This is a genomic window from Candidatus Thermokryptus mobilis (assembly GCF_900070205.1).
GTDB classification, from domain to species: Bacteria; Bacteroidota; Ignavibacteria; order Kryptoniales; family Kryptoniaceae; genus Kryptonium; species Kryptonium mobile.
Genome location: NZ_FAOO01000002.1, coordinates 200626 through 212163 on the forward strand (window position 1 = coordinate 200626; position 11538 = coordinate 212163).

Annotated in this window: 8 protein-coding genes; 2 read left to right on the plus strand and 6 right to left on the minus strand. The window is 37.2% G+C overall.

Annotation, left to right across the window (positions count from 1 at the left end; translation table 11 throughout):
- Positions 1-13: 13 nt before the first annotated feature.
- Positions 14-715: a DUF4159 domain-containing protein gene (locus FKZ43_RS02095; protein WP_140944222.1), complete on the minus strand. Its 702-nt coding sequence runs from the start codon at positions 713-715 to the stop codon at positions 14-16.
- Positions 716-829: 114 nt separating this feature from the next.
- Positions 830-3607, minus strand: coding sequence for a T9SS type A sorting domain-containing protein (locus tag FKZ43_RS02100; protein ID WP_140944223.1), 2778 nt, complete (start codon positions 3605-3607; stop codon positions 830-832).
- Positions 3608-3749: 142 nt separating this feature from the next.
- Between FKZ43_RS02100 and FKZ43_RS02105 the strand changes: the two genes are divergently transcribed.
- Positions 3750-5807 (plus strand): thioredoxin domain-containing protein, encoded by a 2058-nt coding sequence (locus tag FKZ43_RS02105; RefSeq protein ID WP_140944224.1) that lies wholly within the window; start codon positions 3750-3752, stop codon positions 5805-5807.
- Here FKZ43_RS02105 and FKZ43_RS02110 read toward each other — a convergent pair.
- Genes FKZ43_RS02110 through FKZ43_RS02125 form a run of 4 tightly spaced genes read right to left on the minus strand, consistent with a single transcriptional unit; the run spans position 5797 to position 10756 of the window.
- Positions 5797-6921 carry an acyltransferase family protein gene (locus FKZ43_RS02110; protein ID WP_140944225.1) on the minus strand — a complete coding sequence of 375 codons (1125 nt, stop codon included), beginning with the start codon at positions 6919-6921 and terminating at the stop codon, positions 5797-5799. The two genes, FKZ43_RS02105 and FKZ43_RS02110, sit on opposite strands and share 11 nt — an antisense overlap.
- 16 nt (positions 6922-6937) lie before the next feature.
- On the minus strand, positions 6938-7852 hold the full coding sequence (locus tag FKZ43_RS02115) for a hypothetical protein (protein ID WP_140944226.1): 915 nt from the start codon (positions 7850-7852) through the stop codon (positions 6938-6940).
- The gene (locus FKZ43_RS02120; protein ID WP_140944227.1) at positions 7842-8267 is read right to left on the minus strand and encodes a hypothetical protein; all 426 of its coding nucleotides are present in this window, start codon (positions 8265-8267) and stop codon (positions 7842-7844) included. The genes FKZ43_RS02115 and FKZ43_RS02120 overlap by 11 nt, the downstream gene beginning before the upstream one ends.
- Positions 8264-10756, minus strand: coding sequence for a phosphodiester glycosidase family protein (locus tag FKZ43_RS02125; protein WP_140944228.1), 2493 nt, complete (start codon positions 10754-10756; stop codon positions 8264-8266). Before FKZ43_RS02125 ends, FKZ43_RS02120 begins: the two co-directional genes overlap by 4 nt.
- Positions 10757-10882: 126 nt before the next feature.
- On the opposite strand from FKZ43_RS02125, the gene FKZ43_RS02130 reads away from it, so the two are divergent.
- Positions 10883-11530, plus strand: a complete 648-nt coding sequence (locus tag FKZ43_RS02130; RefSeq protein WP_140944229.1) for a class I SAM-dependent methyltransferase — start codon at positions 10883-10885, stop codon at positions 11528-11530.
- Positions 11531-11538 lie beyond the last annotated feature (8 nt).

Consider the following 11538-nt stretch of genomic DNA (forward strand, 5'->3'; position numbering starts at 1 on the left):
TTTAAACCAGATGTTAATTTGTCAAAGCCCAAACAATTATATTCGTTCCAAACCTTAACGCCTCTTGTCTTTTCTCCTCAGGGTCGTGATGAACCTCGGGATCAGCCCAACCATCGCTTGGATTTGATTCATAAGTGTAAAGCACGACCAATCTACCGTTATGAAAAATTCCAAACGCCTGGGGTGGCTTGTTATCGTGCTCGTGTGTTTTAGGAACCCCGTTCGGAAAACTAAACCAACAATGAAAAAGTCCATATGAAAAGGGCAACTCAACAAGCTCTTTATCCGGAAAAACTTTTTTAATCTCTCTCCTGAACGATTTATCCATACCATAGTCATCATCAGCGTAAAGAAAACCACCATTTTCAAGATATGTTCTTAACCTTTTTGCTTCATCTTCATTAAAATTTATATTCCCATGACCTGTCATAAAGAGAAAAGGATATGAAAAGATATTATCACTTCCGATATCAACAAACTCATAAACCGGGATGACATCAATGTTTGTATTTTCCTGAATGAACTTCAAAAGATTTACCTCTGCGGATGGATCGTTATACCAGTCCCCGCCACCGCGATATTTCAACCGCCCAATTTTAAACGAACTTCTCAATTGATATGCCTCTTGCGCCCTTGAGTAATGATTCAACTCAATGAAAGCAACAAACACCGCTATCAAAAAAATTGCAAATATATGCAAAATTTTCTCTTTCATCGCATGACAAAGCTTTTTTATAGTCAATCATAATTTAGGAAACTCCCACTCAATAATCAAACAAAAAAGCCCCAGCAATAGGCTGGGGCTAAAACACCAAACACTTAAAATTGCTTACTTCACCAAAAGCATCTTCTTAACGGAAACAAAATCGCTCCCACCCATAACGGGTTTTGCTACCATTCGGTAAAAATATACACCACTTGCATACTCGTTCATATCAATAAGAACTTTATACCTCCCAGCGTCCCTAACTTCGTTTACAACCGTCTTCAGCTTACGACCCAAAACATCATAAATAGAGATTTCAACACTTGACTTAACTGGAAGATCAAAGTTTATCGTCGTCACAGGATTAAATGGATTCGGATAATTCTGCGAAAGCGTAAACTCACCAGGCAAAACATCTCTATTATCTTCAACCTGAGTGACAACATATGGAATCCAACCAACGATTAGCGGACCAAAAGTGCCTCTTCCGATTAAGAAATATATCCTTTTATCTGAAGTATTGGCGATTGCGCTGATAGAGGTTATACTATACAACAGATCGTCATACTTTAACAATCCCGAATAATCATATTCAATCATTCCTGTAAAGTTATCTGATGCCTTCCAATGATAAAACTTCCCAGCCCATGTGCCAAGCAAGTGAATCTGCCCATCTTCATCTCTTATGAAAGAAAATGAAGGATAGGTAATCGGCGGGATGGGTTGGAAATTAAACAACACTTTGCGTGGAAAGCGATAGATTAAAGCAGAATCCCGATAAAACTTATACAAATAAACCTCGTAACCCGACGAACTCCACCATGGATCGCTCACAATATATAAATTACCATTCGCATCAACACCAGCTACACCAAAGTCACTAAGTTGTCTTGAAGAACGCTTGAAACCAGACCCGTAGTCACCATAATAGTATACAGAATAACCCAACGAACCTGCAAGTCCATATGCATCACCCCAAATATAACAAAGTCCATCCCTTGACACTTCAATCCTAACATTTTTCAAGTTTATTGTTGTGTCAATAACTATTGGGGGCTTAAAACTTCCACCCTCATTATTTGTATAAAATACCCTTGGCTTATCCTTAAAGGTTGAATAAACCACATGAACAACATTATTCTCATCAACAATAAAGCTAGTATAAGAATCAAATAGAGCTTGATTTGTTGTATCAGGTGTTACAAGCACTGTATCCCATTGCCCAGATGATGTCTCCTTAAGGAGAAAAATTCGCCCCAAGTTATAACCTGCTGGACGAATTGAATCAACACCAAAAACCAAAAAATACATTTTATTGTCTTTACCAAATGTATAGTGAAAGCTTTTAAAAACCCAATGTAACTTCTCTCCCACTGGAACTGGCGAAATTGTTACTTCTTTAATGTCTTCGGTCAAAGAATAGTTCATAATGTAATCATTACCAATGCTTCTTAGCTTGTAAAGGTAGATATAAGCAGTTCTTACACTATCATAAACAATATTTTCCCAGCTGTTCCAAAGATAAACTTGACCCGTCTGATCAATATACCAGTTTGTTCCATACCCAAATCTTTTTCTTTCTACTCCGTCTATACTACTTCCAGCCAGTAGTTCATACCTATAATTCCCAGATTCCTGATGCATCAAAACAATCCCTGGGATTCCACTAAATAAATTTTCATTTAAAAACAAATGTCTACCCCAATTAGCAAAATGAGCAATTGCTTTATTCAAATTATAGGCGCTTACATAGACTAAGGGTAAGGGAACATGATTCCAATCTATTAATTCACTCCTAAACTGCCAATGCCTCGTTGAATCGTAAGAAATCGTATAATTATAAGTCGGCGTCACACCCTCAGCATTTATCGGTAAGTTTGAAGGAGTATAAGCTAAGTATATAACCTGGCGTGACTCAATTTTTATCAAATGTAGATTATCATCTTTGTCTATATACGAGCTAACATAATTCGGCCATGAATATCCACCCCATGTCGTCTCCACCCGATACCAATTTTTATATCCATCGTTTAAATCAGCTTGATAAAACGGGAAAAAAGTATGATTAAGGTTCACAAAATTATAACTCCTAAGCTCAACAGGATCAGAAGCATAAATTACCTGGCTATTGCCACCTGGTGCAATTTTATAAAGAGTGTAAGCTCTGTAGTTAGAAAGAGTATCACTAAGTACCACACCATCTTTGGAATAAACTTCATAAAGAGTTAAATACAAATACTTGTTTGCGGAAACGTGATAAGTATAGCCATGATGAGGATTTTGTCCGAATCTAAAATAACTGGAAAATGATATAGTGTCAACCGTTATATTTAAATTGTTAGCTGATGGATTAGCCAAATGAATCCAAATTAAAGAATCAGGACGGGGACCATACGGCCCGTAATTAGGGAACAAAACAGCAATATTTACAACAATTTTATCATCCTTCGTTCTTAACACTCTTATATAATCAAAAGCTGGGGAAGCAGGATTAAGAGTACCTAAACTCACTGAGTTAAAAACAAGCGCACTGTCCATTGAAGAGTTTAGGTAGAAAGGCGTTGGATTTATATAATAAGCTGAACCATGATCATAAATAACTCCCGCAATATGAACAACGCCATTGGTATCAACATCAAAATCCCAACTTGTATAAGGGGAAGTGTATACACTTGGAGATTTACCAATAAGCACAGGGCTTTTGAATTGCCCATTTTCACTTTTAAATAAATAAAAGTATCCCTGGCTACTAAGTCCAACAACGCATGGATTGCCATAGCGGTCATATTTAATTTTAATTCCATCAAGCGGGAAAACCTCAAACAAATTAAATTGCTGTGCAAAAACAGCCCCAAAAGATAAAATGAAAACCAGTGCCAAAGGAATTACTTTTACCTTCATAGATCTTTCCTTTTTAAATTTTTAAAAACATATCAAAATTTTAAAAAATTCGGTAAAAAATCATTTGATTTATATCACACCCCGGAACAACTCGGATAAAATGCCTGTTTTGAATATAAAACAAAAAATCGTTTAAAACGAAATGCGAAAGCCAAACCGTCTTATAAATGAAAACAGTCCCTATCTTTTACAACATGCGTATAACCCTATTGATTGGTATCCGTGGTGTGAAGAAGCGTTTGAAAAAGCAAAGAATGAGAATAAACCGATATTTCTTTCAATTGGATACTCAACCTGCCATTGGTGCCATGTGATGGAAAAAGAATCTTTTGAAGATGAAGAGGTTGCACAAATTTTAAATGAAAATTTCATCTCCATAAAAGTTGACCGCGAGGAACGCCCCGATATTGACTTGGCTTATATGACGATTTGCCAAGCGATGACAGGTCACGGTGGCTGGCCACTTACAATAATAATGACCCCGGATAAAAAACCATTTTTCGCCGGGACTTACATACCAAAGCACTCAAGATACGGTCGGATTGGATTGATTGAGCTACTCCAGAGGGTTGTTGAAATTTGGAAGGAAAATAGAGACAAAATTGAATCGCTTGCAGAACAAATAACAGGCGAAATTAAAGAAGCAGTTGAAAGAGTTGAAATCGGCAACGGTATAATAGACGAAACAACTTTAACGCTTGCCTTTAAAGAACTTGAAGAGAATTTTGACCCCGAATATGGCGGTTTCGGGGATGCACCTAAATTTCCAACTCCACATAATTTGATGTTTCTTTTAAGATACTGGAAAAGAACGGGCAACAAAAAAGCGCTTGAGATGGTTGAGAAAACACTTATCGGAATGTCACTTGGCGGAATTTATGACCACATCGGTTTTGGTTTTCATAGATATTCAACGGATAGAAAATGGCTTGTCCCACACTTTGAAAAAATGCTCTACGATCAAGCGCTCATCTCACTAACTTGTGCTGAGACCTACCAGGCAACACAAAAAGAAAAATACGCAACTTTATGTTCAGAGGTCTTTTCTTATGTGATCAATAATCTAACAAATCCAGAAGGTGGATTCTTCTCCGCTGAAGATGCCGACAGCGAAGGGGAAGAAGGGAAATTTTATCTGTGGGAACTTGACGAACTTGAAAAAATTTTAAATCAAGACGAATTAAAATTTTTGATTGAAAACTTCAACATCAAGAAAGATGGAAATTACATTGATGAGTTAAAACATTCAAGAACAGGTAAGAACATATTTCATTTGACTTCGGAACTTGACGATGAAAAAAGAAAAATATGGGAAAAGATAAGAGCAAAACTTCTCCAACACAGAGACAAAAGAATCCATCCATTAAAGGATGATAAAATTCTAACTGACTGGAACGGCTTGATGATATCTTCGCTTGCAAGGGGTTATTCAATCTTCGGAAAAGATGATTACATTCGCATCGCTGAGAAAAGCATAAACTTCATATTCAAAAATATGGTCACAAGCGATGGGAAACTGCTTCATAGATTTAGAAGCGGAGAAGCTAGAATAAACGGTCACTTGGATGATTATGCTTTTTTAACATGGGGATTAATTGAACTTTATGAGGCAACTTTTAAAACCGAATATCTCAAAAATGCAATAGAACTCACTTATAAAATGATTGAACTTTTCTGGGATGAAAACAACGGCGGTTTCTTTTTAAGTGAAAATGATGATGTTATTTTCAAACAAAAAGAAATTTACGATGGCGCCTTGCCCTCTGGAAATTCAGTTGCTTTACTTGCACTCGTCAAACTCTCAAAGATTACGGGAAGAAACGATCTAAACGAAATAGCTTATAAACTCGTTGAAACATTTTCAGGAACTATAATCAAACATCCATCCGCTTACACTTTTTTCCTCTCAGCATTTGACTTTTTGCTCGGTCCATCTTTTGAAATAATCATCGTTGGAAAATCAACGGATAACCTTTCAAAAATTCTACAACCCATAAATTCAAAGTTTATCCCGAACAAAATTTTGCTTTTCAAACCAACAGATCGTGAAGATGAAATAAATTCAATAGCCCCGTTTTTATCACATTATAAAGCGATTGATGGGAAAACGACATTTTACATCTGCACAAATTATGAATGCAAACAACCAGCCACAAGCGTTGAAGAGATGATGCAACTTATAGATGAGGTCATATCTTGATGAAGATTTTTTTCTTGTAAAGTATCCACATCAAAAAATACATCAATAAGACATGGGCAATCGCATAGCCAAGCGAACCATTCATCTGTCCAAGCCAAGAGGCAAAAAGATTTTCATAGATGTAATTTTTCACCGTCGTTTTGCTCCCATCGGGCAGAGAAACTTTAAAGTATATGCTTAACCTTCCAATTATCCCGGACAGAACGAACACAGTTATAGCATTCATCCCGTAGACAATAAAAGGATAAGCCCACTTTTTATAACCTTTCACATCAACGAAATAGTAACAAAATCCCAAAACTACTAAAGCAAATCCAGCTGTGAAAACCGAATATGAGCTTGTCCATAAATTTTTATTTATCGGAAGCCAAGCGTTCCAAACAGCGCCGATGAAAAGCCCGAGATTCCCCATAATGAAAAGCCAAAGCGTTTTCTCAACATCGCTTTTTTTGCTCCTCAACCAATGCCCTGTCAAAACACCGAAAAGCGTCGTTGATATTGCTGGAATAGTGCTTATAATTCCTTCCGGGTCCCAGGTCTTGGTTACGCTCCACATATGTCCTTTCAAAATGAGGGAATCAACATACGCAGCAAAATTCCTCCCTTTCTCATATAAACCAGCACCTATCCCTGGAACTGGGACAAATTCCATAAGCCCCCAATAAATAAAAAGAAGGGCGAACGACCAAATCGCTTGCCCTCTTACATTTGATGTCAAATAAATAATTGAAGCAAAGAAATAACATATTGCTATCCTCTGCAGGACACCCATTATCCTTATCGTTGAAAGGTTAAACTCGGGAAAACCATTAAGAAAAAGACCAAGCGCAAAAAGAATTATCGTCCGCCTTACAACTTTTCCAAACAGTTTAACCTTTGAATATCCAAGTTCAATTCGCCTTGAAAATGAAAACACAATCGCAACACCGACAATAAAAAGAAAAAAAGGAAATATCAAATCGGTAAATGTCCAACCGTGCCAGTCCGCATGCCTTAACTGCGGATATACATAAGCCCAGCTACCCGGATTATTAACGAGTATCATCCCTGCTATCGTCGCACCTCTGAAAACATCAAGCGATGTCAATCTTGCTACTTTTAATTCCTCACCCATAAAATTTATTCCGCTTTTATTTTACAATTTTAACCCTGACCTCAAAATCCTTCCTTATCTCCCCAAACGAATTCAAAACTTTACACGCCGAGAGATGTGAATCAACTACATCAACAACTTCAATATCAGCAATTTTTTTATCAATGTCATACACATAAGCTATTACGCCCGGCACAAGACCATCCCCACTGCCAAGATTTATATAAACGAGATTTTGCTTCCCAATGTGAAGAATTTTTCCCTTAATTTCAACTACCTTTAACTCTGTTACTCCTTCAATTTCTCTCAAACTCTCATCGCTTCCGCTAAAAGCTTCCGGAATATAACCCTTTAATCGCATCGCGAATTCAAGCCCAGCTTTATTCATCGCCTTACCAATTATTGTTTGATTGAACTCCTTGCTACCAAACCTCAACAAGTCAAGAGAGTAAAACTGCGTATATTTTTCAGTCGGTTTCCCGAGCAAAGTTAAACCAAGCCCTTGTTCTTTAACCTCCCCAGAAATACCAAAAATCAAAACCCTCTCACCTGAAAATGTATTATAAACTTCAATTTCAATTTCAACATCTGCACTATACGACTCATATCCAGCCATCTCGGGAAAACCTGTCGCAAAACGACTAACATTAAAAACCAAAATCTTCCCACCTATCACATACCTAACCCCAAACCATTTGTTCAATTCGGAGAAAAAGAAGATGTCCACCCAGTTAGGTTTGGCTTCACCAGAAAATCTTATAACTGAATCAACAGGCAAAATCTCAACGCCATAAAATTTCATCAGAAAATCACCAAGATAACGGGGAATCTCCAACTTCAAATTCCATCTTCCTTTAAATTTTGACATATCTTCAAACGGGATGAAGGCAAATTTGGATTGCGATTGTGCGATATTGAAAGCGAAAACAAAAAGTAAAACCTTAACCCTCATTATCAATTTTCCAATTTTTTAACCAATAAAAATCGTAAACGAGATTGAGGAAATTTTCAAAACTTTGCGGTTCAACTTTTAAAAATTTGCTCACAAAATTTTCCCTCTCCGATGCGTCGCACCTCTCAATCAACTTAAAAATTAAACCCTGAATCTTTCCAACTGCCTCGTTCATCTGGTTAATTAAATTCTCTTTATGTTTTTGTTCATCAACATCTTTAAACCCCCGTCCACTCTTTAAAAATGAAATGATTCGCCATAAAAATTTGGAATGAAATGCTATCTCATCAATCAAAGACATCATATCATTTTCAATTGCAAGTCCAATCAAAAACTCAAGCGACTTTTTCTCTTTAAGCTTTCCGCCAGAGAACCTATCAACCTCTTCAACTATTTTCACAGCATCAATTTTCACTTCAAAGCGATAATTTTAATTGAATCAAAAAATTTCCCAGCTTTCAAAACACAAAAATAGACACCGCTTGAAAGTTCCACCGCTTCAATTTCAACCTCATAAACCCCGGCGTTCAATTTCCCCATTGAAATCTCTTTAACCTTCCTCCCAAGCAAATCATAAATAACAAGTTCAACATCATAAGCAGAAGCGAACTGAGAAATTGAAAATTTTATCTTTGTCCTTGGATTAAATGGATTGGGGAAATTTTGATATAGTTTAAAAGACAAACTTTCGGTTGATTTATTTTCCTCAACCTTAGTGACTTTGATGGGATAAGTCACAGCCAAATCATCAAACAAAACCTTTCCTGTATATTCAATCCCATCAACATATGAGCCAGCAAGATAAAGAGCTATCTTCACAATTTTTATCGGATAGCAAAAATAACTTCCCGAAACGGTTTGAATCGGATATTTGGTTGATACGCCCAACCTTCTCCATTCACCTGACCAATTCACAGAGCCAGCACTGAAGACGAAAATCTCTCCGTTATCATCGCTGACAAAATAATAAACCCGATAAACTCCGCCATCACCATAAACATAAATGTAAATTGAATCAGGGACACCGAAAACGTCTATGTTTGAATTTATGTAAATCCAATGTTGTTTCCCGCTCGTATAGACAAAGTTGTATTCAATCCCGAGAGATTTATATGGCGAGATAAAGTTTGTATCACTTAAAAAAATTTTGCTCTTGATTGTGTCAATGTTTTCACCAGTCAAATAAAAATTTAATTCATCAAACCTTTCAACGATTTTCTTACCCTTGCCTACAACCACTTGAACATCCGCCGTGTCAGACAACTCGTCAAACTTTCCAACGACTTTGCAATTCCCTTCGGTGAATGCACGAAATAACCCAAGCATATTGATATTCCCAATCCCTCCTATCTCTTCCCATTCAATCTCACTTGCCGAAAGCTTTCTGAAATTCCCCTCGGTATCAAAGCCAGTTGCGGAAAATTGAATTGCCCTGCTCGTGTCAGTTACAGCTCTTTTAGGCGTAATTGAAATCTCTCTCAAAGTATGAACCACTACAAAACAAGAATCCTTTAAACCACTTGAATGTCGCACATAAACATAACCACTATCATGCCTTTTCCCAGCTGTGAACAAACCAGACAAATCAATTCTTCCTATCGTTGAATCACACGACCAGGAAATCTGATTCAATGGGATGTTCACCGGGTTGAAGTATTTGTCATATCCTTCAAATTTAAATTGAAATTGTTCCCCTCGGAAAATTTTCAACCTTTTTGGGTAAATCTCAATCTTGCTCAGTGTATCCTGTGGTGCTGAGCTTACAACGAGTAAAGCATTTGATACAGACCTTTCGCCAGTTGCATCTGAGGGGGAATTGACAACTTTACCTCTTACGACCATCGTCGTTGAACCACCACCATCAAGGTTAATCCCCTGCCATACACCAAGGGTGAGCATAAAATTGGCAAGCTCATCAAGTGTCATACCGACGCTTGAGCTTTGTCTTCCATCAACTGTTAAGAAATATATCTTCGTGCTGTCCCTTGAAATTCCAACAGCTGTTCTTGGATGCCTTGTGTATGTAAAGCTTGAACTTGCCTCTTCCTGTTGATATGTCTGTGAAACGACATTTGCTCCATCTCTTATTATCCTTGGCAACCCCCCGATTGCCTGAAAAATTAGTCCGACATTCGGATTTAGACGAAGGAGAATTTTAATAGTGTCTTTAACCTTGACATTGTTTCTCAAAAATTCGCCCGCCCTGCCATGTCCAGATAGAACAGACCTCCCAAGCGGTATGCTCATATTCCCGACCCAACTTATAACGCTGTCAACCACACAATAAAGCGTGTCATTTAAAACCCAACTACCAATTGGTCTTATTAAAACCTCTGTCCCCCATTGATTTGTCCCCGTTGAAAAACCAAAATAACTATTGTAAAGGATCAACATATCGGTTCCTCTCGTCTCGTTAATTCCATCTATTTGCCTTGACGAATCACCTGCGAAAATTTCGCCGTAATAGTTAAAAATTTCAATGAATGGCTTTTTATCAATTGTTACGCCGAAAACAGACCTTGATCTCGGTCTTCTCAAAATTTCGCCGTTTTCAACCTGAACATTCACAGGGATACCTGTATTTGTGTCATAAAAATCACCGTTGATCGCCCCAATCACGGTGTGATTTGACCAGTTCTTCCTCCCCGCCATTGAGCTTGTCTTTTCAAGTGCGTAAAGCTGTTCTCTACCGTTCTTTGATGCCTTGACCGTTTCCAGAGTAATAAATGGGTTTGTTATGTCAATTTCAAGTATGTTTATCTTCCAAGGAACGCTCGGAAAAGTAACTGAGATATGTTTTACACCAGGACCAACATATTTTGATGTGATTGTGTCTGTTTGAGGAAAAATGAAGTTTGAAACAAGAGCTAATAGAAGGAAGGGCAAAAACCTTTTAAATCGCATTTTAGAAAAATTTTTTATTTCCAATAAATTCACACCTAAAATTAAACTCGCAAACCCAAAAACGCAAGAGAAATCTGTGGAAAATGAATTGAGTTTGCGTAAATTTAATTAAGACGAAACTCAAAAATGGTTTATTTGCTTGAATTTGAAATTTCAAATAAGAAAATCTTGATTGAATCGCCCTTAAGCCCTGACGATTATCAGGGTTCGCTTGACGATGTGATACAGAGATATTCTTCGGATGATAAGATACCGTTTTGGATTGATGTTTGGCCATCGGCTATAGCACTTGCGGAGTTTATACTTGAAAGTGATGAATTCTCAAATAAAAAAGTTCTTGAACTTGGCTGTGGTCTCGGGCTGACAACAGTTGCCCTTGGCTTTAAAAAAGCGATAATAACAGCGACGGATTACGAAACGATGGCCCTTCATTTTGCAAGACGAAATTACATTAAAAACATCGGGAACGAAGAAAATGTAAAGTTTGTGATTCTTGATTGGCGATCTCCATGGATTCTCAAAAAATTTGACTTCATAATAGGTGCGGATATAATCTATGAACGAAACCTGTTTAAAAACATCGTTGACATTCTCAAAGACACTATGACGATTCACTCAACCTGCTACATTGCCGACCCCGGAAGACCTATGTCCTCCGAGTTCTTTGAAATTTTAAAAAGAGAAAATTTTGATTTTCAAATCGTTTCAAAAAGAGAAGTTTCATATAGAAACTTACAAACGGGCGTTTTTATTTATAGGATAAAGAAAAGTTGAATCAAGTA

Bases quoted from the DNA above. Each gene is read 5' to 3' on its own strand.
- FKZ43_RS02095 (WP_140944222.1), bottom strand. From the start codon at position 715: ATGAAAGAGAAAATTTTGCATATATTTGCAATTTTTTTGATAGCGGTG.
- FKZ43_RS02100 (WP_140944223.1), bottom strand. From the start codon at position 3,607: ATGAAGGTAAAAGTAATTCCTTTGGCACTGGTTTTCATTTTATCTTTT.
- FKZ43_RS02105 (WP_140944224.1), top strand. From the start codon at position 3,750: ATGCGAAAGCCAAACCGTCTTATAAATGAAAACAGTCCCTATCTTTTA.
- FKZ43_RS02110 (WP_140944225.1), bottom strand. From the start codon at position 6,921: ATGGGTGAGGAATTAAAAGTAGCAAGATTGACATCGCTTGATGTTTTC.
- FKZ43_RS02115 (WP_140944226.1), bottom strand. From the start codon at position 7,852: ATGAGGGTTAAGGTTTTACTTTTTGTTTTCGCTTTCAATATCGCACAA.
- FKZ43_RS02125 (WP_140944228.1), bottom strand. From the start codon at position 10,756: ATGCGATTTAAAAGGTTTTTGCCCTTCCTTCTATTAGCTCTTGTTTCA.
- FKZ43_RS02130 (WP_140944229.1), top strand. From the start codon at position 10,883: ATGGTTTATTTGCTTGAATTTGAAATTTCAAATAAGAAAATCTTGATT.